The sequence below is a fragment of the Nocardioides dokdonensis FR1436 genome, assembly GCF_001653335.1.
GTDB classification, from domain to species: domain Bacteria; phylum Actinomycetota; class Actinomycetes; order Propionibacteriales; family Nocardioidaceae; genus Nocardioides; species Nocardioides dokdonensis.
Map to the genome: position 1 here is coordinate 3,963,587 of NZ_CP015079.1, position 23,074 is coordinate 3,986,660.

Here is a 23,074-nt window from a genome sequence, read left to right on the forward strand (position 1 = left end):
CCATCGACGGTCAGCCGGCTGCCCCGTCGGCTACGCGTTCGGCAGGGCGCCGCCGTAGCGCCGGTCCCGCGAGGCGTACGTCTCGATCGCCGACCAGAGGGTGCGGCGGTCGACGTCGGGCCACAGGACGTCGGTGAAGACCATCTCGGCGTACGCCGCCTGCCAGAGCATGAAGTTCGACAGCCGCTGCTCGCCCGAGGTCCGCCAGATCATGTCGGCGTCGGCGAGGTCGGGCAGGTAGAGGTGGCGCGCGAAGGTCTTCTCGGTGATCTTCTCGGGATCCAGGCGACCGGCGGCCACCTCGCGGCCGATGGCGCGAGCGGCATCGGTCAGCTCGGCGCGCCCGCCGTAGTTGACGCACATCGTCAGGGTCAGCACGTCGTTGTCGCGGGTCAGCTCCTCCGCGGCCTGCAGCTCCTTGACCACCGAGCGCCACAGCCGCGGTGTCCGCCCGGCCCACCGCACCCGCACTCCCAGCTCGTGCATCTCGTCGCGCCGGCGGCGGATGACGTCGCGGTTGAACCCCATCAGGAAGCGCACCTCGTCCGGCGAGCGCGACCAGTTCTCGGTGGAGAACGCGTAGGCCGAGACGGCCTTGACGCCGATCTCGATGGCCCCTTCGACCACGTCGAAGAGCGAGCTCTCGCCCATCTCGTGGCCGCGGGTGCGCGCGAGCCCGCGCTGCTTGGCCCACCGGCCGTTGCCGTCCATCACGATCGCGACGTGGCCCGGGACGAGGTCGCGCGGGACGTCAGGAGGCGTCGCGCCCGAGGGATGCGGGGTGGGCGGTCTCACGGCTCGCTTCACGTGCCGGATCCTACGGCGCCGGCTCGCGCGGCAGCAGCACCCGGGCCAGGGTGCCGCCACCCGGCGCGTCGTCGAGATGGATGCGCCCGCCGTGGGCGACCACGATGTCGCGGGTGATGGACAGGCCCAGGCCCACGCCGGGCACGACCTGGTCGCGGGAGGCGCGCGTGCGGAAGAACCGGCCGAAGACCAGCTCCCGTTCGGCTACGTCGATCCCGGGCCCGGTGTCCGCCACACGGATCTCCACGTCGACGTCGGAGGTCACGAGACCGACGGACACCCGGCCGCCGCCCGGGGTGTGCTTGAGCGCGTTCGAGAGCAGGTTGTCGACGACCTGCCGCAGCCGCTGGCCGTCGGCGTGCAGGAGCACCTCCTCGGGCGCCCCGCCCTCGACGACGATCCGCCGTGCGCTCGCAGCGGGCTGCGCGGCCTCGACCTGCTCACGCACCAGCGCCCCCAGGTCGACGAGGGCACGCTCCAGCGACGTGGGGCTGGCATCGGCCACGGCGGTGGTCAGCAGGTCGCCCACCAGCCGCTCGAGCCGATCGGCGTTGCGCTCGGCGACACCGAGCTGGTGCAACGCCTGCGCCGGCAGGTCGTCGCGCTCGAGGAGGACCTCGAGGTAGCCGGTGATGGAGGTCAGCGGGGTGCGCAGCTCGTGCGAGACCGCGGCGACGAACGCGTCCTTCACCTCGAGCGCCTCCATGAAGTCGGTGACGTCCTTGTAGGCCAGCGCCGAACCGGCGTACCGCCCCTCCTCGTCGCGGATGGACCGGGCCGAGACCGAGACCGCCCGCTGCTCGTCCCCCTCCCCGACCCAGATCCGGATGTCGTCGAACTCCTCGCCGTGCGCCGCCCGGTACGTCGGCATCTCCTCGGTGGTCATCACGGTCGTGCCGTCGGCGCAGCGGACCAGCCCGAGCTGCCCCGCGACCCCGGCGTGCCCCTCCGGGAACGCCAGGTCCATGAAGTGCTGGTGCCGCTTGTTGCATCCCACGTAGCGACCCTCGGCGTCGAGCAGCAGCAGGCCCACGTCGACGGTGTCGAGGATGGCCGCGCCCGTGCGCCGCTGGTGCTCGATCGTGGCCAGCGCCTCGGTCAGCTCGCGACCGCGACGGTCCGCCTCGTCGCGCTGCGCCGCGGCCCGACCCACCGCCTCGGCGATGCCGAGCCCAGCCAGGACGGCGACCGTGGGCGGCAGCACCGCCCGGGTCAGGCTCGTACCGTCGAGACCCGCCGCCAGCAGGCGCGGAAGCGACACCAGGAGCAGGCAGGCCAGCCCCGCACCCAGCGCACCACGCCGACCGTGGCGCTGGCCCCACCACAGCGCCGGCAGCACCACGAGGATGGTGACAGCACCCCCGTCGGGGTCCAGCTGGATGATGCCGAGAGCAGCCAGGTCGATCAGGACGACGACCAGGTCGGGTCGGAGCCACGACGAGGTCCGCGGCCGGCGCAGGGCGGCCGGCGCCCAGAACGTCGCAGCCGTGACCAGCACCAGCACCGCCAACGCCAGCACCGACCAGGACCAGAGCTCCAGGTGGTCGTCGGAGGGCAGCCTGAGGAGGAGCTCGAACCCGACCAGGAGCACGAAGCCGACCTGCAGCCAGCGCGGGTCCTCGGTCATGGCGTCGCGTCCTCCCTGGGTGGGAGGCTCACCTTCGCAGAACGCGCTGGCTGGAGTCCTCACCTGCGCGGCTTCAGCCGCAGGTGGTCCGGACCGGGTCAGCGCTCGACGTAGACCAGGGAGCGCAGGCCCCGCTCGAGGTGCCAGGCCAGGTACGCCGCCACGAGGCCGCTGGCCTCCCGCAGCGTGCGCTGGTCGGCGCGGGCCACCACGGGCCAGTCACCGGCGAGCAGCGCACCGAGCAGCTCGACGGTCGCCGCCGCGGGGCTCGCGGAGCCGGGCAGCCGGCAGGTGCTGCACAGCATCCCGCCCATGGAGGGGTTGAACCAGCGGTGCGGGCCCTGCTCGCCGCAACGCGCGCAGTGGTCGAACGAGGGTGCGTACCCGGCCACCGACAACGAGCGCAGCAGGTAGGAGTCGAGCACCTGCCCGGGGCCCTTGTCCCCCGACACCATGGCGCGCAGCCCACCCACCAGGAGCAGGAAGTGCTGGGTGGCCGGTTCCTTCTCCTCGGTGACCAGGCGCTCCGCGGTCTCGAGCATCACGGTGCCTGCGGTGTAGCGCTCGTAGTCGGCCCCGAGCCCGCTGGCGAACGGGGTGAGCGTCTCGGCCTGGGTGATGGAGTCGAGGCTGCGACCCTCGGAGAGCTGGAGGTCGACGTGCGTGAAGGGCTCGAGCCGCGAGCCGAAGCGCGACGTGGTGCGGCGTACGCCGCGGGCGACCGCGCGCACCCGCCCGTGCTGACGGGTCAGCAGGGTGATGATGCGGTCGGCCTCCCCCAGCTTGTGGGTGCGCAGCACGACCGCCTCGTCGCGGTAGAGAGGCACGGCCCCATTGTGCCCCGGGGGCAGTGACGTCCCGGTCAGGCGCGGCGGGAGCGACGCGACGCAGAGCGCCAGGCGCCCAGGCAGAAGTCGGCCGCGAGCGCGTCCAACCGCTGGGGCGAGGTGCGCCACTCCAGGATCGAGCGGGCCCGGACGAGCTCCCCCGCCGGCATCTCGTCGGCCAGCATCGCCGCATCGGCCGCCGGGTGGATCGGGTCGCGACCGTGCCCCACGACCAGCGCCGGGGCGGTGATCGCGCGCCGCTCCGCCGCGGACGGGGCGATCCGGCCGAAGAACAGCCCGTGCACGACCGCGGCCACGGCGTCGGCGCGCTGGTCGAGGGTGTCGAGCGCGATGCCGGCCCAGAAAGGCACCACGCCGCGGGGCACCGGTCGGGTCAGCCGGCGCACGGCGGTGATCGTGAAGGGTGCGAAGCGGGCGGCGAGGAGCAGCGGCGAGAACGCCAGGATCCCGGCCTCGAGCGCGTTGTCGAGCACCGGCATCTCGAGCAGCAGCCCGCGCACCCGGTCGGGTGCGGTGGCCGCGACCTCGAGCGACACGTTCGCGCCGAGCGAGGTGCCACCGATCACGGCCTGGGACGCGCCGAGGTGGTCCAGGAGGGCGACCACCTGCTGGCCGAAGGCGGGCACCGAGTAGGCCAACGGGTCGGCGGGCCGGTCGGACCGGCCGTGCCCGAGCGGGTCGAGGGTGACCACGTGGAGCCCCTGGGCGGCCAGGTGGCGCGCCAGCGGCTGGTGCATGCGGCGCGGCATCAGCTGCCCGGGCAGCAGCACCACCCACGAGTCACCGGCACCGTACTCGGTGTACTCGAGGCGGTCGCGCGACCCCTCACCGTCGAGGAAGAACTGACCGACGTGCTCGGAGACCAGCATGCGTTCAACCTAGAGGCAGGTCCGCGGACGCCCCGGACCGGCACGCCGAGCGGTCGTGGCCGGGCCACTTCCCACATCCGGGCCCCCCAGGCCCGATGATGTGCCCATGTCCTCGTCCGGTCGCGCCCACCTGACGGCGCCCGCGACCGTGGCGTTGCTGGTCGCGGTGTACGCCGCGGGCCTCGCGTCGGTCGTCCTGCGACCCGCCGACAACCCGGTCGCGGTGTGGTGGCCGGCCGCCGGGCTCTCGGTCGCGCTGGTGGCCCTGACCCGTCCCGGTCGACGCGAGCTGGCGCTGGTGGCCGTGGCGCTGGTGCTGGCCACCGGCCTGGCCAACCTCTCGGGCGGTCGTCCCCTCGACCTGTCCCTCGCCTTCGGCGTCGCCAACACCGCCGAGGCGGTGGCCGCGGCCCTGGTGCTCCGCTCCGGGCCGCTGCCGGGCCCGCCCCGGCTGGGCGAGCTGCGCGACTTCGTCCGTCTCGTGGTCGGCGCACTCCTGGGCGCGACGATCGTCGCGGGGCTGCTGGGGGCGGCCGCCGCACCGTTCGACCTCGGACCGGCACTCGACGTCGCACGCACCGTCTTCACCTCGCACTCGGCCGCCGTGCTGGTCATCGTGCCGGTCGCGCTGGTCCGTCGGGGGCGCAGCGGCGGCCTGGTCCCGGGCGCGTACGTCGCGCCCGCGGAGCTGCTCGCGCAGCTCGGCGTGCTGGGGCTGGCGACGGTCGCGGTCTTCCTGCCCGACCACGCCCTCTCCCTCACCTTCGTCCCCCTCCTCGTCCTCGTCTGGGCCGCGCTCCGGTTCGGCCCGTTCGTCACGGCGATCGAGCTGGTCGGCTTCGCCACCGCCGTGACCCTGCTGACCCAGGGCGGCGGGGGTCCGTTCACCAACGACGGCCTGGGCCCGATCCTCAGCGCCAGCGTCGCCCAGGGCTACCTGGTCTGCGCGGTGCTGCTGACCCTCCCGCTGGCCGTGCTGCTCCAGGAGCGCAACCGGCTCTTCGACACGGTGGGCGAGGAACGCCAGCTCTTCCGCGCCAACTTCACCGACTCGCTGGTCGGTCAGCTGCTGCTGCGCGAGGGCGCCGACGGGCTGCGGGTCGACGAGGTGAACCGGACCATCTCGACGCTGCTCGGCCGGGAGCCCGACGACCTGACCGGTCGTGAGATCAGCGAGATCCTCGACCTCGGCGCCCAGCGTCGGCTCGCCGACCTCCTCGACGGCTCCGCGGGCTGGCGCGGGCGGGGCGGGGTCGTCGGACGACCCGACCTGCGTCTCGACATCGCCGCCAGCCGGATCTCCCACGGTGTCGACGAGCGCGTCTGGTCGCTCCAGCTCCTCGACGTGACCGCCGAGCACCTGGCCCACCAGCGCCTGCAGGAGGCGGAACGGCTCACCAGCGCCACCCTCGACACCACGGCCTGCCTCATCCTGGTCACCGACCTCGACGCCCGGGTCGTGCGGATCAACGCCGCGACGACCGGGATGACCGGCTGGAGCGCCGCCGACCTCGTCGGGCGGCGACTGTGGGAGACGCCCCTGGCGCCCGACAGCGAGCAGGAGCTCGGGGCGCTGCTCCTGTGGCCCAACCGCTCCGGCGCACCCGTGGTGGGCGAGCACGACGCGCTCACGCGCTCGGGCGAGCGGCGCCGGGTGGTGTGGAGCAACAACCTGGTCCGCGACCACGACGGCCGGCCGGCGTACGCCGTGCTGACCGGCGTCGACGTCACCACCGAGCGCGCCAGCGCCGGCCTGGTCACCCACCTGATGCAGGCCTCGGTGGCGACCGCGATCGTCGGGCTCGACTCCGCCGGCCTCATCACCGTCTTCAGCTCCGGCGCCGAGCACCTGCTGCGCCTGCCCGCCCACCGGGTGGTCGGGCAGCCGTTCACGCAGCTGCTCGACCCCGACCAGGTGCGGGAGCGGATCGGCTCGACCGACCACGCCACCGTGTTCGCCGCGCTGACCGCCTCGATCGGCCAGGTCGAGGAGGCCAGCCGCGACTGGTGGTGGATCGACGCCGACGGCGGGCGCCGGGTGGTGTCGATGACGCTGTCGGCGACCGGCACCGTGGTGAGCACCCAGGTCGGCTTCCTGTGCGTGGGGCGCGACGTCACCGAGCAGCGCCGGGCCCAGGACGTCGTCGTCGCGGCCCTGGAGCAGCAGCGCACCGCCGTCGAGCGGCTCCGGGCGATCGACGAGGCCAAGAACGAGTTCGTCTCGACCGTCTCGCACGAGCTGCGCACCCCCGTGACGAGCATCGTGGGCTACACCGAGATGCTCCGGGACGGCACCCTGGTGGAGCCGGCGCCCGAGCAGGCCCCGGTGCTGGAGCGCATCGCCCGCAACGGGGAACGGCTCATCGTGCTCTGCAACGACCTGCTGATGCTCTCCGGGCTCGACTCGGGGGCCATCACCTGGCAGGCCCAGGACGTGGACCTCGCCGAGGTGATGCGGGCGGTCGAGAGCACCACCCCGGGCCTGCTCCGGGAGCGCGACCTGACCCTGGTCTGGGAACCGCCCGCACGCCCCGCGGTCGTGGTCGGGGACGGCGAGCAGCTCGAGCGGGTGCTGCTCAACCTGGTCTCCAACGCCATCAAGTTCACCGAGGACGGAGGCGTGGTGCGGGTGCGCCTCGACATCGGCCCGGCCGAGGCCGTCCTGGTCGTCACCGACACCGGCATCGGCATCCCCGACGACGAGCAGGACGAGGTCTTCGACCGCTTCTTCCGCTCCTCGAACGCGCAGCGCGCAGCCATCCAGGGCACCGGCCTGGGCCTGTCGATCGTGGCCTCGGTCGCCGCCGCCCACGGCGGCACGACCCAGGTCCGCTCCGCGCACCTCGAGGGCAGCACGTTCACGGTGCGGCTGCCGCTCAAGGGGTGAGCGGCAGCCGGCCCGCCGTGCTCAGGCGCGGTTGACGGCGCTGATGACCGCCTTCAGCGACGCGGTGACGATGTTGGCGTCGATCCCGACGCCCCAGAAGATCTGGTCGCGCACCGAGCACTCGACGTACGCCGCCGCGAGCGCGTCGCCGCCGGCCGACAGGGCGTGCTCGGCGTAGTCGAGCACCCGCACGTCCCAGTCCTGCGCCAGCTCGTTGATCGCGTTCACGAAGGCGGCGATCGGCCCGTTGCCGGTGCCCTCCAGGGTGCGCAGCTCGCCGTCGACGTACACGTTGACGGTGAGGGCGTCCTTCTCGCCGGCCGCGGAGCTGGTGTGCACCGAGTTGAGCCGCAGCGGCGTCTCCTGGTCGAGGTACTCCGCCCGGAAGACGTTCCAGATCGCCTCGGGCGTCATCTCGCCGCCGGCGGCGTCGGTGCGCTGCTGGACCACCCGGCTGAACTCGATCTGGGCGCGGCGCGGCAGGTCGATCTTGTGCTCGGCCTTCAGCACGTAGGCGACACCGCCCTTGCCGGACTGGCTGTTGACCCGGATCACGGCCTCGTACGAGCGGCCGACGTCCTTGGGGTCGATCGGCAGGTACGGCGCCTCCCAGGGCATCTCGCCCACGGGCACGCCCTGCTCGGCGGCGCGTCGGTCGAGGTCCTCGAGGCCCTTCTTGATCGCGTCCTGGTGGGACCCGGAGAAGGCGGTGTAGACGAGGTCGCCGGCGTAGGGGTGCCGCGGGTGCACCGGCAGGCTGGTGCAGTACTCGACCGTGCGCCGGACCTCGTCGATGTCGGAGAAGTCGATCTGGGGGTCGACGCCCTGGCTGAAGAGGTTCATCCCCAGCGTCACCAGGCACACGTTGCCGGTGCGCTCGCCGTGGCCGAAGAGGCAGCCCTCGACCCGGTCCGCGCCGGCCATCAGGCCCAGCTCGGTGGCCGCGACCGCGGTCCCGCGGTCGTTGTGCGGGTGCAGCGAGATGGCCGAGTGCTCGCGACGGGTCAGTCCGCGTGCGAAGTACTCGATCTGGTCGGCGTAGGTGTTCGGCGTGGACATCTCCACCGTGGCGGGCAGGTTGAGGATGATCTCGCGACCGGCCTCGGGCTGCCACACGTCGGAGACCGCCTCGCACACCTCGAGGGCGAAGTCGGTGTCGGACTGGGTGAAGATCTCCGGGGAGTACTGGTAGCCGAACGCGTCGCTGCCCACCAGGGCGCCCACGAGCTCCTCGGCGTACTTCATGACCAGCTCGGTGCCCCGGGTGGCGATCGAGCGGCACTCGTCGGGGGTGACGCCGAAGACGACGCGCTGGAAGAGCGGCGCGGTGGCGTTGTAGAGGTGCACGGTGGCCCGGTCGGCGCCGACCAGCGACTGCACGGTGCGCTCGATCAGGTCCTCACGGGCCTGGGTCAGCACCGAGATCTGCACGTCGTCGGGGATCCGGTCCTGCTCGATGAGCTGGCGCACGAAGTCGAAGTCGATCTGGCTGGCGCTGGGGAAGCCGACCTCGATCTCCTTGTAGCCCATCTTCACCAGCAGCTCGAACATCTCGAGCTTGCGCACCGGCGTCATCGGGTCGATGAGCGCCTGGTTGCCGTCGCGCAGGTCGGTGGAGAGCCACCGGGGCGCGGTGGTGAGCTTCTTCGTCGGCCAGGTGCGGTCGGGGACGTCGACCGGCACGAAGGGCCGGTATCGCTCGACGGGCATCGCGCTGGTGCGCTGGTTGTTCGCGGTCCTGCTCAGATCGGTCATGGGGTCCTCGCTGGTGGGAAGCGGTGCCGGGCACAGCGCACTCTCCGCAACGAGGGGGCCGGCGTGCTCAGGCCTCGTTGCGGCAGCGAAGGAGCAGCGATGCGCGCGTCATGACGTCCTCCAGGCTATCGCACGCCCGGTGGGTGCCACGTCGGGGCCGCTACCGTGGACCCATGGCGAGGCTGCTGGTGGTCCACCACTCCCCGACCCCCACCGTGCAGGCGCTCACGGACGCGGTCGTGGCCGGCACCCGCGACGACGCCGTGGAGGGCGTCGACGTGGTGGTCCGGGCCGCGCTCGAGGCCCACGCCGACGACGTGCTCGCGGCCGACGGGGTGCTGCTCGGCACCCCGGCGAACTTCGGCTACATGTCGGGGGCGCTCAAGCACTTCTTCGACACCATCTTCCTCCAGGCCGGAGGGGCCCTGGGCGACGACGGCTCGGCCGGCACCGGCGGCGCCGCCCGGGTGCCCTACGGGCTCTGGGTCCACGGGCGCTACGACACCACCGGTGCGGTGCGCTCGGTGCAGAGCATCGTGCAGGCGCTGGCCTGGACCCAGCGCGCCGAGGTGCTCGAGGTCGTCGGTGACGTCGAGCAGCGCCACCTCGACGCGGCGTACGAGCTCGGCGGCACGCTCGCCGCGCTGCTGGTGCCCGACTGACCTGCCGTGGGGCCTGCCGTGGGGCCTGTCGTTGCGGAGGCGTGATCCTCGCCCCCGGCCCGGTACGATCGCCGCGCCCGCCCCTGACGAACCCGCCACTGGAGACCACGTGCGCCACCTGAGCCGGACCACGGCGCTCGCCGGCGCCCTGGCCCTCCTGCTCTCGGCCTGCACCGGCTCGGCAGGGTCCGGCGACGCCCGGGGCCCCAGCGCGACCCAGGGCCGCAACGTCGACCCCGCGCAGGTCGACTCGACCGAGGTCCCCGAGCTCGGCCAGTGCCGCAACCTGCGCCCCGAGGACGTCGCGCTGCCCGCCAACGCCACGGCGGCGGTCGACTGCACCGAGGAGCACACCGCCCAGACCTACGCGGTCGGCACCCTGCCCGCCTCGCTGGAGGACGCGACGTACGACTCGACCGAGCTCGGGACCTGGGCCTACCAGACCTGCTCCCAGGGCTTGATGAGCTTCCTCGGCGCCGACGAGTCGTCGGTGATGCGCACGATCGTGACGTGGGCCTGGTTCCGCCCGTCGGAGGCCGCGTGGGACGACGGCGCGCGGTGGTACCGCTGCGACGTCGTCGGCGGTGGCGGCGAGGGCGTGGACTACCAGCCGCTGCCCAAGACCGCCGAGGGCCTGCTGATGGGCCTGCCGCCCGACGAGTGGATGGTCTGCGCCGACGGGCCGGCCGTGGTCGGCTCCCCCAAGGTGCCCTGCTCCGAGGAGCACACCTGGCGCGCGGTCACCACGATCAAGGTCGGCGAGCCGGACGACGAGTACCCCGGCGACCGGCTCGTCGAGGTGACCACCCGCGACTTCTGCTCCGACTCCGTCGCCGCCTGGTTGGGCTACCCCCTCGAGTACGACTTCGGCTTCACGTGGTTCAAGGAGGCCGAGTGGGAGGTCGGCAACCGGCGCTCGGTCTGCTGGGCTCGCACCTCGTCGTGACCCGACGGCTCCCGCGTGTGCTCCTGGCCACCGCGTGCCTGGTCGTGGCCGGCTGCTCCGGAGGGGCGTCCTCGTCCTCGGAACCCGGCCCCGGCACGCCGCCACCGGTCGCCACCGCATCGTCCACGCCGTCCCCGGCCCCCTCGCCCGAGGTCGCGGACGTGCCGCCGCCCCCGACCGCCACCTGCTACCGCCTGTCGTACGACGACGCACTGGCGCCCACGTCCGACTCGCGGCCGGTGGCGTGCTCGAGCCGCCACACCAGCGTGACCTTCGAGTCGGGCCGGCTCGAGGAGCTCGTCGGGCGGCGCGTGCGGGCCGTGGACTCGCGACGGGTGCAGACGGCCGTCGCGCAGCGGTGCCCCGCGGCGCTGGGCGACTTCCTCGGCGGCGGGGTCGACGCGCTGCGGCTGAGCATGCTGCGCAGCGTGTGGTTCACCCCCACCCTCGAGGAGTTCGACCGGGGCGCCTCCTGGTACCGCTGCGACGTGGTCGCCCCGGCGGGAGCCGAGGAGCTCGCCGGGCTCACCCCGCCCATGAGGGGCACGCTCGCCACCGCGGCCGGACAGGACCGCTACGGCATGTGCGGCACCGCCGAGCCCGGCACCCCTCGCTTCTCCCGGGTCCTGTGCTCGGCTCCGCACGAGTGGCGTGCGGTCGAGGTCGTCGACCTCGGCACCGGCACTTACCCCGGCGCCGACACCGCCCGCGACCGCGGCCAGGAGCCCTGCGTCGCGGCCGGTCGCTCCGCCGCCGCCGACCCCCTCGACTTCAGTTGGGGCTACGAGTGGCCCAGCCGTGACCAGTGGGACGCCGGCCAGCACCACGGCCTCTGCTGGGTCCCCCGCTGACCCGGCGCGAGGTGGGGGCTGGTGGTCAGAAGCCGAGCTTGCGGAGCTGGCGGGGGTCGCGCTGCCAGTCCTTGGCGATCTTGACCCGCAGGTCGAGGTAGACCGGGGTGCCCATGAGGGCCTCGATCTGGACGCGGGCATCGGTGCCGACCTTGCGCAGGCGCGAACCCTTGTGGCCGATCATGATGCCCTTCTGGGAATCGCGCTCGACGTAGACGTTCGCGTGGATGTCGAGCAGCGCCTTGTCCTCGCTGCGGCCCTCGCGCAGGCCCATCTCCTCGACGACCACGGCGATGGAGTGCGGCAGCTCGTCGCGCACGCCCTCGAGCGCGGCCTCGCGGATGAGCTCGGCCACGATCGCCTCCTCGGGGGCGTCGCTGAGCTCGCCGTCGGGGTAGAGCTGCGGGCCCTCCGGCAGCAGCCCGACCAGCAGGTCCTCGAGCAGCGACACCTGGCTGCCGGACTGGGCGGAGACCGGGACGATCTCGGCCCACTCGATGCCGGTCTCGGCGCCGAGCGCCTGGATGTCGAGCAGGTGCTGCCCGATCTGCTCCTGGGTGGCGAGGTCGGTCTTGGTGGCGATCGCGACCTTGATGGTGCGCTTGACCTTGGCCATCTCGGTGACGATGAACCGGTCGCCGGGCCCGACCTTCTCGTTGGCGGGGAAGCACACCGCGACCACGTCGACCTCGGCCAGCGTGGTCTTCACCAGGTCGTTGAGCCGCTCGCCGAGCAGCGTGCGCGGACGGTGCAGCCCGGGGGTGTCGACCAGGATCAGCTGGGCGTCGGGGCGGTGCACGATGCCACGCACCACGGTGCGGGTCGTCTGCGGCTTCGAGCTGGTGATGACCACCTTGCTGCCCACCAGCGCGTTGGTGAGCGTGGACTTGCCCGCGTTGGGCCGGCCCACGAACGACGCGAACCCGCTCTTGTGCCCCGGTGCTGCGTTCATGTGTCGTCCCTCGCTGCGTCGTAGTCGGCCCAGATCTCTTCGTCGGACTTGCCGGCGGCCTTGCCGGCCCGCCAGATCGGTCCCGGGTCCACGGCGCGAGGCTGCCGCTCGGCGCCGCCTCGCCAGTAGCCCATCACGTCGTACGCCGTGCTCGGCAGCCGGCGCTCCCGCATCAGGTGCTTGCGGATCGCCCGCATCTGCGAGGACTCCCCCGCCATCCAGAAGTAGCCCTCGCCCTCGGGCCAGACCAGGTCGCCCACGACCTCCGCGAGCGACGACTGGCCGTCGCCGGGCTGGGCCGACCAGGTGACGTCGGTGTCGTCGGGCAGGTAGCCGGGCATCCGGTCGGGCACCTCGGCCCAGACCCGGGTCGGCAGGTCGACGTCCTCGCGGATGCGCGCCATCGCCGGCATCGCGGTCAGGTCGCCGACCAGCATCAGCCAGCGGGCCCCGGCGGGCAGCGTGAACGACCCCTTGGGCTCGGTGACGACGACCGTCTGGCCGACCACGTCGGGGAGCTGGGTCCACTCGGTGACCAGGCCGACGTCGTGCACGACGACGTCGAGCACGAGCTCGCCGCCGGAGAAGGAGCGCACGGTGTAGTACCGGCTCTGGAACTGCCCGGGCACGACCAGGCCGACCCACTCGTCGGGCACGCCGGTGCTGCGGAAGTCCACCAGGCCGGGACCGCCGAGCACGAGCCGCACCAGGTGGTCGGTGAGCTGCTCGCGGCGCAGGACCTGCGCGTCGTACGTCGTCGCCCGGGTGCTCACCCCGCGAGGCTACTCACCACGAGGGACGCAGGGGGAATCCGTCGTCGCCGTCCGCGCCGGTGCGCACCGCCAGCACCTGGTGCAGCTGGATCTCGTTGCGCTCGAAACCCAGCCGCGACCCGGCCATGTAGAGCCCCCACACCCGTGCGGTGGCCTCGCCGACCTCCTCGACGCAGGCGTCCCAGTGCTCGACCAGGTTGGCGCACCAGTCGCGCAGGGTCAGCGCGTAGTGGCGGCGCAGGTTCTCCTCGTGCACGACCTCGAGCCCGGCGTCCTGCGCCCGCGAGATGATCGTGCCCGAGCCGGTCAGCTCGCCGTCGGGGAACACGTACCGGTCGATGAACGCGCCGGTCTCGCGGGGCACGTTGTCGGGCCGGTTGATGCAGTGGTTGAGCAGCCGGCCCCCGTCGCGCAGGTGGTCGCGCACGAATCCGAAGTAGGACGGGTAGTTCTTGACCCCGACGTGCTCGGTCAGCCCGATCGAGCTGACCGCGTCGAAGCCGGTCTCCGACACCTCCCGGTAGTCGCTGTGGCGCACCTCGACCAGGTCCGTGAGTCCGTCGGCGGCCACCGCGTCGCGCGCGTACGCCGCCTGCTCGCGGCTCAGCGTCACGCCCAACGCCCGCACGCCGTAGTGCTGCGCGGCGTGCCGCACCATCCCGCCCCAGCCGCAGCCCAGGTCGAGCAGCCGCATGCCCGGCTCGAGGCCGAGCTTGCGGCAGACCAGGTCGAACTTCTCGGTCTGCGCCTGCTCGAGCGTCGCGTCCGGCTCCGGGTAGACCGCGCAGGTGTAGGCCATCGAGGGACCCAGGACGTGGCGGTAGAAGGCGTTGGAGACGTCGTAGTGGTGGGAGATCACCCCGGCGTCGCGGGTCAGCGAGTGCCGCACGCCCTCGACCACCCGCCGCCAGCGCGGCAGGTGCTCCTGCGGCGGGGGCGGCGGCGGCTTGAGGTTGGCCAGACCCAGCCCGCGGAGCAGGCTGACGGCCTCCCCGACCGAGGGCGCGCGGAAGCGCAGGTTGTTCTGCAGCAGCGTCATGGCCTCGTAGGGGTCACCCGGGTGCACGCCGTCGAGGCGCAGGTCCCCGCTGACGTAGGCGCGGGCCATGCCCAGGTCGCCCGGAGCGGTGAGCAGGTAGGCCAGGCCGCGCTGGTCGAGCAGCCGCAGGGTGATGTCGGCGTCGGTCGGGCCGGCCGACGAGCCGTCGTACGCCTCGAAGCGCACGGGCATGCCCTCGCGCATGAGCGAGGCCACCGCATCGCCGATGGTGATCGTGGAGGTCACTGTCGCCGCACCGCCTTGTCGTAGAGCGAGGTGAGCCGGTCGTCGGGGTCGTGGGCGGCCTTGACGGCCGCCAGCTGTGCGCCGTCGTAGAGCCGGTCGAAGGTGTCGCGGTCGTAGAACGCCTCGGAGTAGAGCGACTTGTGCCCGCCGAGCGCGTGCACCTGCTGCTCGATGGCGCGGTTGGTCGGGCCGTCGGACGCGTCCGGACCCACGTGCACGGTGCCCCAGAAGCCGATGTTGACGTAGGTCTCGCCGGGGGCGAGCGGGTACGTCGGCCAGTCGCGCCGGGCGACGAGGGGGCACAGCCACACCGGGCGCATGCCGACGTGCTCGTCGAACCAGGCGAGGAACTCGGGCAGCCGGGCCAGGGGCACCTCGACGTCCTGGATCACCCGCTCGCGCTGCGGACGCCCGGCCCGACGGTCCAGCCGGTCGACCAGCCCGAGACGGGCGTCCAGCCCGACCAGGCGGCGGAAGACGTCGGAGCGGCGCCACCGCCGGGGCCACACCCGACGCACCAGCGGGTGCTGGGCGCCGAACGCCGCCGAGCACCAGAACCAGTCGGTGTCCCAGCGCCAGAGGTAGTCGGCCATGGTGAGCAGGTCCTCGGAGCGCTCCCTGATCGAGCGGTAGTAGACCTGCTGCCCGGTGTAGTCCGAGGTCGGGGCGTCGGTGGGCTCCACCCAGGTGGCCAGGGTGAGGTAGTGCTCCCCCGGCGCGAAGGCGACGCCGTCGAGGCCGTCGACGCGGGTGCCCTCCCACTCGCCCTCCGCGGTGATCCGCGCGATGGCCTCGACCAGGCGGGCCGGGTCGTCGAGGCGGACGTGGCGCAGCGCCACGCGGCCGGGCGCCCGCTCGAGCTCGATGCGCAGCCGCGTCGCGTAGCCCAGCGAGCCGTAGGAGTTCGGGAAGGCGTCGAAGAGCGGGTCGCCGGGGCGGGTCGTGACGACGTCACCGGCGCCGGTGAGCACGTCCATCTCCAGCACCGACTCGTGCGGCAGCCCGTGCCGGAAGCTCGTGGACTCGATGCCCAGCCCGGTGACCGCCCCGCCCAGGGTGATGGTGCGCAGCTGCGGCACCACCAGTGGGACCAGGTCGTGCACGAGGGTCGCCTCGACGAGGTCCTCGTAGGTGCACATGCCCTGCACCTGCGCCGTGCGCGCCACCGGGTCGACCTCGAGGACCCCGGTCAGGCCGCTGACGTCCAGCCCCGGACCGGTGCGGGCGGTGCGGGGGCGGAAGAGGTTCGAGGTCGTCTTGGCCAGCCGCACCGGCGAACCCGCCGGGATGGCGGCGTACGACGCCCGGAGCCGTTCGACGGCTCCTGCATGTGCTGACCGGGTGCTGCTCGCCACCTCGACCAATCTACGCCTGGGTGGGGCCGTGTGGTGCCCGACACGGTAGACAGGGGGCGTGATGTGGCAGCGGACCGGCGCGCTCCTGGGCGCAGCCCACCCCGGGCCGGCCCTGGCCGTGACCGTGCTCGCGGGGCTGCTGGCGCTGCCCGCCGACCTGCAGGCCGGCACCGCGGCGCTCGTGGTGGCCGCGGTGCTGACCGGCCAGCTGTCGATCGGCTGGTCCAACGACCTGATCGACGTACGCCGCGACCGCGCGGTCGGTCGCACCGACAAGCCGCTGGCCACCGGGGAGCTGCCGCTGCGGCTGGTGCAGTGGTGCTGCGGCGCGGCGCTGGCGACCACGATCGTGCTCTCCCTCGCGGTCGGTCTGCCCGCGGGGCTGGCGCACCTCCTGCTGGTCGCGGCCGGGTGGGCCTACAACCTCGGGCTGAAGTCGACCCTCCTCTCGTGGCTGCCCTACGCGGTCGCCTTCGGGGGGCTGCCGGCGTTCGTCTGGCTCGCCGGCGCCCTCGACCCGCCCCTGTGGGGCGTGGGCGCCGGAGCCCTGCTGGGCGTCGGGGCGCACCTGCTCAACGTGCTGCCCGACCTCGAGGACGATGCGCGCACCGGCGTCCGCGGGCTCCCGCACCGACTGGGCCCCCGGCTGGTGCCCGTGGTGGCGGTCGCCGTGCTGGTCACCGCGAGCGCCGTGATCGCCGCCGGCGCCCCGGACCTGCGTGGCTGGGTGCTGGCGCTGGGGGCGCTGCTGGTGGTGGGGCTCGCCGCGGTCGCGCTGGTGCGCTCGGGGCGCGACGCCTTCCGGGCCGCGGTCGGGATCGCCCTGGTGGACGTCGTGCTGCTCGTGGTGGCCGGATGACTCCCGCGAGCAGCCACGAGCACGACCTGGTGGTCGTGGGCGCCGGCCCCGCGGGAGCAGCGGCCGCCCTGGGCGCGCTGAAAGAGGACCCGTCGCTGCGCGTGCTGCTGCTGGACCGGGCGGACTTCCCGCGCGACAAGTGCTGCGGCGACGGCATCGCACCCCACGTGCTCGACGTGCTGGCCCCGCTCGGCGCCGCCGACGTGGTGGCGGGCTGGCGCTCCCTGCAGCACCTCACGCTGTCCCGCGGGGACCGCGACGTGGCCGGGCGGATGCGCCGCGACGTCCACGTCATCCCCCGCGAGGTCTTCGACGCACGCCTGGTCGAGCGGGCCGTGGAGCGTGGCGCCGAGCTGCGCCGCCACCGTGTCTCCAAGGTCACGACCGGCCGTGCGGGGGTGCAGGTCGACGACCTGGGCGCCCCGGTCGTGGTCGGCGCCGACGGGGTGCACTCCGCCGTGCGCGGCGGCATCGGGCTCGCCCCCACCGGCCGCCGCGCCCTCGCGCTGCGCGGCTACGCCCCCACCCCGCCGGGGCGCCGCGGCCTGCAGGTGATCCGCTACGGCGAGCGCCGCCAGCCCTCCTACGCCTGGTCCTTCGACCGCGGCGACGGGCTGTCCAACGTGGGCTACGGCGAGCTGGCCGACGACCCGGGCGACAAGCCGTCACGGGCCCTGCTGCTCGAGCAGCTCGAGGAGCTGCTGCCCGGCTCCACCGCAGGCGGCACCGCGTGGCGCGGCCACCACCTGCCGCTGTCCGGGCGGCGGTGGACCCACCCCGACGGCCGCGTGCTGCTGGCCGGCGACGCCGCCGGGCTGGTCAACCCGATGACCGGCGAGGGCATCTACTACGCCGTCGCCACCGGGGCGCTGGCCGGCCGGGCCGCAGCCCGGGCGCTGCGCGCCGGCGAGCCGTACGCCGCGGGCGCGGCGTACGCGCGCGACGTACGAACGCTGCTGGCCCGCCACCTCGGGCACACCTGGGCCGCCTCGCACCTGTCGCGCCACCCCGCCGTCGTCGACGCGGGCATCCGCGCCGCGAGCCGCGACCAGGCGGTCTTCGACGACCTGGTCGAGATCGGGCTCGGCGGTGGCACGATCACGCCACGGCTCGGCCGCGGCCTGGTCGCGGGCCTGGTCACCGACGTGGCCGGCCGCCGTACCGACCGACGGGCCGACCGACGGGCCGCCACCCCCACCTGACCTGCACGACACCCACCCGCACCACGACCGCCCGACGATCGGAGCCCACCATGCAGATCCTCTCGGCCCGGAGCGCCCTGCCGGAGCACCGGCACACCCAGGACGAGATCACCGACGCCTTCGCCGGGGTCATCGCCCGGGGGCGGCTCGACGAGCGGGTGCTGCGCCGGTTCCACCGCAACGCCGGCGTCAGCCAGCGCCACCTCGCGCTGCCCCTCGAGGCCTACGCGGAGCTGAGCGGCTTCACCGAGGCCAACGACCACTTCATCGAGCAGGCCGTGGTGCTGGGCTCGCGGGCCGTCGAGGAGGCGCTCAAGGCCGCCGACCTGACACCCAGCGACGTCGACCTGCTGATGGTCGCGACCGTCACCGGCCTGGCGATCCCCTCCCTCGACGCCCGGATCGCGGCGGTGACCGGGATGCGCCCCGACGTGAAGCGGGTGCCGCTGGTGGGCCTGGGCTGCGTCGCGGGCGCCGCCGGCGTCGCCCGGCTGCACGACTACCTGCTCGGCCGCCCCGACCACGTCGCGGTCCTGATCGCGGTCGAGCTGTGCTCGCTGACCGTGCAGCGCGACGACGTGTCGGTGCCCAACCTGGTCGCCAGCGGTCTCTTCGGCGACGGCGCCGGCGCGGTCGTGGCCCGCGGCAGTGCCGGCGAACCCGGTCGTGCCGAGGTGCTGGACACCCGGAGCCGTCTCTACCCCGACTCCGAGCGCACGATGGGCTTCGACGTCACCAGCGGCGGCCTGCGCATCGTCCTGGACGCCGAGGTGCCCGCGATCGTGGGTCGCTACATCCGCGACGACGTCGACGGTTTCCTCGCCACCCACGACCTCACCCGCGCCGACGTGGGGTGGTGGGTCTGCCACCCCGGCGGCCCCAAGGTGATCGAGGCCCTCCAGGAGGCGCTCGAGCTGGAGCGCGAGGACGTCCGGCTGACGTGGGAGTCGCTCGACCGGGTCGGCAACCTGTCGTCGGCCTCGGTGCTGCACGTCCTCGAGTCCACCCTGCGCGAGCGGCCGCCGCGACCCGGGTCCTACGGGATGATGCTGGCCATGGGACCCGGCTTCTGCTCCGAGCTCGTCCTGCTGCGCGCCGGCGAGGGTGCCCTGTGACCTCGCTGACCGCCTTCACCGTCGTCGTCGCGCTCGTCGCCCTCGAACGGGTGGCGGAGCTGGTCGTCTCCAAGCGCAACGCCGCCTGGTCCTTCGCCCGGGGCGGCGTCGAGACCGGCCAGGGCCACTACCCCGTCATGGTGGTGCTGCACACGGGGCTGCTGGTCGCGATGCTCGTGGAGGCCCACCTCCGCCGACCCGACGTCCCCAGCGCCCTGGCCTGGTCGATGCTGGCGCTGGTGGTCGCCTCCCAGGCGCTGCGCTGGTGGTGCATCAGCGCCCTCGGGCCGCGCTGGAACACCCGCGTGATCGTGGTGCCCGGCCTCGCGCCGGTCACCGGGGGGCCCTACCGGTTCTTCTCCCACCCCAACTACGTCGCGGTCGTGCTCGAGGGTGCGGCGCTGCCGCTGCTGCACCTGTCCTGGGTCACCGCGCTGGTCTTCACCGTCGCCAACGCCGCGCTGCTCACCGTCCGGCTGCGGGTCGAGGACACCGCACTGGCCACCCTTCCCCCGGTCGGGGTCGGTCGTGGGTGAGCCGGTGCGCGACCTCGTCGTGGCCGGCGGCGGACCCGTGGGGCTGGCTGCCGCGCTGCACGCGCGCCGCGCCGGGCTCGACGTGGTGGTCGTCGAGCCCCGCACCGGAGACGTGGACAAGGCCTGCGGCGAGGGCCTGATGCCCGGGGCGCTCGCGCGCCTGGCCGACCTCGGCGTCGAGGTGGCCGGCATCGACCTGGCGGGCATCCGCTACCGCGACCACCGGCGCAGCGTCGACGCCCGGTTCCGGCACGGTCCCGGCCGGGGGGTGCGGCGTACGACGTTGCACGCGGGGTTGTCGCGCCGCCTCGCCGAGGAGGGCATCGAGGTCCGCCACGAGGCGGTGCGCTCGGTCGTCGACCGCGGCACCCACCTGCTGGTCGACGGCCGGCCGGCCCGCTACCTGCTCGCCGCCGACGGACTGCACTCCCCCGTGCGTCGCCTGGTCGGGCTGGAGGCGCCGGTGCGCGGCCGGAGGCGCTACGGCCAGCGCTGCCACCTCCGCGTCGCGCCGTGGAGCGAGTTCGTCGAGGTGCACTGGGCGCAGGACGCGGAGGCCTACGTCACCCCGGTCGCCCCCGACCTCGTCGGGCTGGCGATCCTGAGCAGCCGTCGCGCCCCCTTCGCCACCCTCGTCGAGGGCTTCGGCGAGCTCCGCGAGCGGGTCGCTGCCGCCGAGAGCACCCGCGTGCTCGGCGCGGGACCGCTGCGCCAGTCCGCTCGGCACCGGGTCGCGGGTCGGGTGCTGCTGGTCGGCGACGCGGCCGGCTACGTCGACGCGCTGACCGGCGAGGGCATCGCCCTGGGACTGGCCGAGGCGGCGGCCGCGGTGGCCGCCGTCGCCGCCGACGCCCCCGAGGGGTACGACGCCACCTCGCGCCGCCTGCGCCGGCGCCACGAGCTGCTGACCCGCGGCCTGGTCACCGCCACCCGCCACCAGGTGGTGCGCCGGCGGCTGGTCGCCGCCGCCGACCGGGTGCCGTGGGCCTTCGACGCCGCCGTGAACCAGCTGGCGAGGCCGGCATGAGCGCCCGGACCGATCCCGACGGCCCCGTCGAGCAGGTCGTGCTCCTCGACGAGTCCGGGCAGGCCATCGGCGCCGCCGACAAGGCCCGGGTGCACCACGCCGACACCCCGCTGCACCTGGCGTTCTCCTGCTACGTCTTCGACGACGCCGGCCGGATCCTCCTGACCCAGCGAGCGCTGGGCAAGCGCACCTTCCCCGGGGTGTGGACCAACAGCTGCTGCGGCCACCCGGGCCCCGGTGAACCCCTCGAGCAGGCCGTGCGCCGCCGGCTCGACCAGGAGCTGGGTCTCGAGGTCGGTGAGCTCGACCTCGTCCTGCCCGGCTTCCGCTACCGCGCGGCGATGCAGGGCGTGGTCGAGAACGAGATGTGCCCGGTCCTGGTCACCCGCACCACCGCCCGGCCGGCCCCGAACCCCGACGAGGTCGAGGACGTCGTCTGGGTCCCCTGGGCCGAGTTCCGCACCTCGGTGCTCGACGGCACCCGCGAGATCAGTCCCTGGTGCGCCCTGCAGGTCCGCGCCCTGCCCGAGGATCCGTGGGCAGCACCCGCCCGTCCCACCAGCGAGCTGCCCCCCGCCCTCCACTGACGACCCGGCCCAGATGTCGCGTCGACCCGGCCCAGATGTCGCGTCGAGCCGGCGCAGATGTCGCGTCGAGCCGGCGCAGATGTTCTGAGTGGTCGGTGCGCTGATCACCCCCAGGGAGCCCCGTGCACGACCCGCCGCCATCGCGGGTCCGGGGCGCCCCCACGACGTACGGCGGCCAGATCGGCGTCGCGATCCTCGTGGTCGGCCAGCCGAGAAGCGCCTCGCTCAGGGCCCGCGGCGCCGGGACTCCAGCTCTCGGACCATCCACCACGACTCGTGGTCAGGACCCGACCTGGTGCCTCGAGGTGCACCAGCGCGCCGCTGACCACCTCCAACCAGGCGTCGTCCTGGGTCTCGAGGACGTCGGCGGAGCCGGAGTCACAGGCGTCGCAGTGACAGTCCAGGCCCAGCACGACCACGGGTGGCTCACCGGCGTGCAGCTCGACGTCGACCAGCAGCCCGTCATCCGACCGGGTTCCCACCACCAGCACCGACAATGCACCGGCTGCGCGCGGGACCACACGCCAGGCACCCCGGGTCGAGGCGGCGACGCCGCTGGGGCCGACCTCCTCGCGCGATGCCAGGCCGAGCCCGGTCAGGGCGAGCGTCCACGCCAGGGCGCGAGCGCCCTCGATGCGCCACCTGGCGGGGTCGGAGACCCGGGAGTACTCCTCCTCGAGCGGCTCCCGCTCGGGGTGCGGGGACGCCCATCCCGGCGTGCTCGCCGCCGTCACCGCGAAGCGCGCCTCGACCTCGCGCAGCAGCACCGGCTCGTCCATGCGTCGCAGCGTAGACCGCAGTCGTCACGCGAGTCGGCTGGATTTCTCGGGCCGGGGTCGCCGCGACATTCGGGCCGGGTCGGCGAGGCGGGTTCTAGGTAGTGATGCAACACCTCGATGACTGAGGAGTTGTGCCATGGCTCGACCGATGCGGCCCAGGGAGCTCGACCGTCCGTTCTGGGAGGCGATCCGTTCCGGGCTGGGAGTGAAGTCGGCTGCCCGTGTGACGGGCATGTCGGCGACCACGTCTAAGCGGGTCTTCCGCAAGGCTGGCGGGGTGAACCCTGTTCCTGTGAACCCGCCGGTGGGCCGGTATCTGTCCTGGGTCGAGCGCGAGGACATCGCAGCGTTGACCCATGCCGGCCACGGGGTCCGTGAGGTCGCGCGTCGTACTGGCAGGAGCCCAGCCACGATCAGCCGCGAGCTGGCCCGTGGTGCGACCGGTCGTGGGTACCGGGCCTCGGTGGCCCAGTCCAAGGTCGATCGTGGCCGCACGAGGTCGCGGGGGGCGAAGCTGGCCACCAACCTGCAGTTGCGCAGAGCGGTCCAAGACCACCTGGTCCAGCGTCGCAGCCCCGAACAGATCGCTGGCAGACTTCGACGCGACTTCCCCGACGATCCGGAGATGCGGGTGTCACCCGAGACGATCTACCAGTCGCTGTACATCCAGGCCCGCGGCGGGCTGAAGCGCGAGTTGAGCGCGCACCTGCGCACCGGACGTTCGATGCGCAAACCCCACCGCCGTGAGGCCGAGCGACGCGGCCGGATCCCCGGCATGGTCATGATCAGCGAACGACCCGCCGAGGTCGAGGACCGCGCCGTGCCCGGGCACTGGGAAGGCGACCTGATCCTCGGCTCGACCGCCTCGAAGTCCGCGGTGGGCACCCTGGTCGAGCGCAGCACCGGGTTCGTGATGCTGCTGCACCTGCCCGGCGACCACGGCGCCTTGGCGGTCCAAGAAGCGCTCGTGGCGAAGATGGCCACCCTGCCCGAGCAGCTGCGCCGCTCGCTGACCTGGGACCAGGGCGGCGAGATGGCCAACCACGTCGCGATCGCCGAGGCCACCGGCCTGGAGATCTACTTCTGTGACCCGCACTCGCCCTGGCAACGCGGCTCGAACGAGAACACCAACGGCCTGCTGCGCCAGTACCTGCCCAAGGGCACCGACCTGTCCTTCTACGGCCCCGGCCTGCTCGACAACATCGCCTCCGAGCTCAACGCCCGACCCCGCAAACGCCACGACTTCCAAACCCCAGCCGAGGTCCTCGACCAACTACTCTCAGACCCCATCACCAACCACGGTGTTGCGTGACTACCTAGATTCCGCCCGAGACATCTGGGCCGGGTCGGCG

General features: G+C 73.6%; 21 protein-coding genes. 11 read left to right on the plus strand and 10 right to left on the minus strand.

Features of this window, described 5'->3' with window-relative positions; translation table 11 throughout:
• Window positions 1-30: 30 nt before the first annotated feature.
• The 4 genes from I601_RS18645 to I601_RS18660 all read right to left on the minus strand — a co-directional run bounded on the left by I601_RS18645 (window position 31) and on the right by I601_RS18660 (window position 4,151).
• On the minus strand, window positions 31-807 hold the full coding sequence (locus I601_RS18645) for an isoprenyl transferase (RefSeq protein WP_068113114.1): 777 nt from the start codon (window positions 805-807) through the stop codon (window positions 31-33).
• A gap of 10 nt (window positions 808-817) precedes the next feature.
• Window positions 818-2,434 (minus strand): sensor histidine kinase, encoded by a 1,617-nt coding sequence (locus I601_RS18650; RefSeq protein WP_068113116.1) that lies wholly within the window; start codon window positions 2,432-2,434, stop codon window positions 818-820.
• Between the two features lie 98 nt (window positions 2,435-2,532).
• A complete protein-coding gene (recO, locus tag I601_RS18655; RefSeq protein WP_068113119.1) occupies window positions 2,533-3,261 on the minus strand; it encodes a DNA repair protein RecO in 729 nt (242 codons plus the stop codon).
• A 35-nt stretch (window positions 3,262-3,296) separates the two neighbouring features.
• On the minus strand, window positions 3,297-4,151 hold the full coding sequence (locus I601_RS18660; protein WP_068113122.1) for an alpha/beta fold hydrolase: 855 nt from the start codon (window positions 4,149-4,151) through the stop codon (window positions 3,297-3,299).
• Between the two features lie 106 nt (window positions 4,152-4,257).
• Between I601_RS18660 and I601_RS18665 the strand changes: the two genes are divergently transcribed.
• Entirely contained in the window at window positions 4,258-7,038 is a 2,781-nt protein-coding gene (locus I601_RS18665; RefSeq protein ID WP_068113125.1) for an ATP-binding protein, read from the plus strand.
• 21 nt (window positions 7,039-7,059) lie between these two features.
• Here I601_RS18665 and leuA read toward each other — a convergent pair whose 3' ends face one another.
• A complete protein-coding gene (gene leuA, locus I601_RS18670) occupies window positions 7,060-8,793 on the minus strand; it encodes a 2-isopropylmalate synthase (protein ID WP_068113128.1) in 1,734 nt (577 codons plus the stop codon).
• 173 nt (window positions 8,794-8,966) lie between these two features.
• Here leuA and I601_RS18675 point away from each other — a divergent pair, with 173 nt between their 5' ends.
• The 3 genes from I601_RS18675 to I601_RS18685 all read left to right on the plus strand — a co-directional run bounded on the left by I601_RS18675 (window position 8,967) and on the right by I601_RS18685 (window position 11,252).
• Entirely contained in the window at window positions 8,967-9,455 is a 489-nt protein-coding gene (locus I601_RS18675) for a flavodoxin family protein (protein WP_068113131.1), read from the plus strand.
• Between the two features lie 109 nt (window positions 9,456-9,564).
• The gene (locus I601_RS18680; protein ID WP_237089472.1) at window positions 9,565-10,401 is read left to right on the plus strand and encodes a septum formation family protein; all 837 of its coding nucleotides are present in this window, start codon (window positions 9,565-9,567) and stop codon (window positions 10,399-10,401) included.
• Window positions 10,350-11,252 (plus strand): septum formation family protein, encoded by a 903-nt coding sequence (locus tag I601_RS18685; RefSeq protein ID WP_068113133.1) that lies wholly within the window; start codon window positions 10,350-10,352, stop codon window positions 11,250-11,252. The genes I601_RS18680 and I601_RS18685 overlap by 52 nt, the downstream gene beginning before the upstream one ends.
• A gap of 25 nt (window positions 11,253-11,277) precedes the next feature.
• On the opposite strand, the gene era is transcribed toward I601_RS18685, so the two are convergent.
• From era to I601_RS18705, 4 genes are read right to left on the minus strand one after another with little or no spacing between them, the layout of a single operon-like run.
• Window positions 11,278-12,204, minus strand: coding sequence for a GTPase Era (gene era / locus I601_RS18690; protein WP_068113136.1), 927 nt, complete (start codon window positions 12,202-12,204; stop codon window positions 11,278-11,280).
• Window positions 12,201-12,977 (minus strand): siderophore-interacting protein, encoded by a 777-nt coding sequence (locus I601_RS18695; protein WP_068113138.1) that lies wholly within the window; start codon window positions 12,975-12,977, stop codon window positions 12,201-12,203. Before I601_RS18695 ends, era begins: the two co-directional genes overlap by 4 nt.
• A 13-nt stretch (window positions 12,978-12,990) precedes the next feature.
• A complete protein-coding gene (locus tag I601_RS18700; protein ID WP_068113140.1) occupies window positions 12,991-14,262 on the minus strand; it encodes an SAM-dependent methyltransferase in 1,272 nt (423 codons plus the stop codon).
• Window positions 14,259-15,617 (minus strand): FAD-binding oxidoreductase, encoded by a 1,359-nt coding sequence (locus I601_RS18705; protein ID WP_068115300.1) that lies wholly within the window; start codon window positions 15,615-15,617, stop codon window positions 14,259-14,261. Before I601_RS18705 ends, I601_RS18700 begins: the two co-directional genes overlap by 4 nt.
• Before the next feature lie 61 nt (window positions 15,618-15,678).
• On the opposite strand from I601_RS18705, the gene I601_RS18710 reads away from it, so the two are divergent.
• From I601_RS18710 to idi, 6 genes are read left to right on the plus strand one after another with little or no spacing between them, the layout of a single operon-like run.
• A complete protein-coding gene (locus tag I601_RS18710) occupies window positions 15,679-16,476 on the plus strand; it encodes a UbiA family prenyltransferase (RefSeq protein WP_068113141.1) in 798 nt (265 codons plus the stop codon).
• A complete protein-coding gene (locus I601_RS18715) occupies window positions 16,473-17,678 on the plus strand; it encodes an NAD(P)/FAD-dependent oxidoreductase (protein WP_068113144.1) in 1,206 nt (401 codons plus the stop codon). Before I601_RS18710 ends, I601_RS18715 begins: the two co-directional genes overlap by 4 nt.
• Window positions 17,675-18,793, plus strand: a complete 1,119-nt coding sequence (locus I601_RS18720; RefSeq protein WP_257735296.1) for a type III polyketide synthase — start codon at window positions 17,675-17,677, stop codon at window positions 18,791-18,793. The genes I601_RS18715 and I601_RS18720 overlap by 4 nt, the downstream gene beginning before the upstream one ends.
• Entirely contained in the window at window positions 18,790-19,329 is a 540-nt protein-coding gene (locus I601_RS18725) for an isoprenylcysteine carboxyl methyltransferase family protein (RefSeq protein ID WP_068113147.1), read from the plus strand. The genes I601_RS18720 and I601_RS18725 overlap by 4 nt, the downstream gene beginning before the upstream one ends.
• On the plus strand, window positions 19,322-20,356 hold the full coding sequence (locus I601_RS18730; RefSeq protein ID WP_237089473.1) for an NAD(P)/FAD-dependent oxidoreductase: 1,035 nt from the start codon (window positions 19,322-19,324) through the stop codon (window positions 20,354-20,356). The genes I601_RS18725 and I601_RS18730 overlap by 8 nt, the downstream gene beginning before the upstream one ends.
• A complete protein-coding gene (gene idi / locus I601_RS18735) occupies window positions 20,353-20,943 on the plus strand; it encodes an isopentenyl-diphosphate Delta-isomerase (protein ID WP_068113150.1) in 591 nt (196 codons plus the stop codon). The genes I601_RS18730 and idi overlap by 4 nt, the downstream gene beginning before the upstream one ends.
• Before the next feature lie 104 nt (window positions 20,944-21,047).
• On the opposite strand, the gene I601_RS18740 is transcribed toward idi, so the two are convergent.
• Window positions 21,048-21,722: a DUF6226 family protein gene (locus I601_RS18740; protein WP_068113151.1), complete on the minus strand. Its 675-nt coding sequence runs from the start codon at window positions 21,720-21,722 to the stop codon at window positions 21,048-21,050.
• A gap of 136 nt (window positions 21,723-21,858) precedes the next feature.
• Here I601_RS18740 and I601_RS18745 point away from each other — a divergent pair, with 136 nt between their 5' ends.
• Complete coding sequence (locus tag I601_RS18745) at window positions 21,859-23,034, plus strand: IS30 family transposase (protein WP_084527390.1); 1,176 nt, start codon at window positions 21,859-21,861, stop codon at window positions 23,032-23,034.
• The last annotated feature ends 40 nt before the right edge of the window (window positions 23,035-23,074 follow it).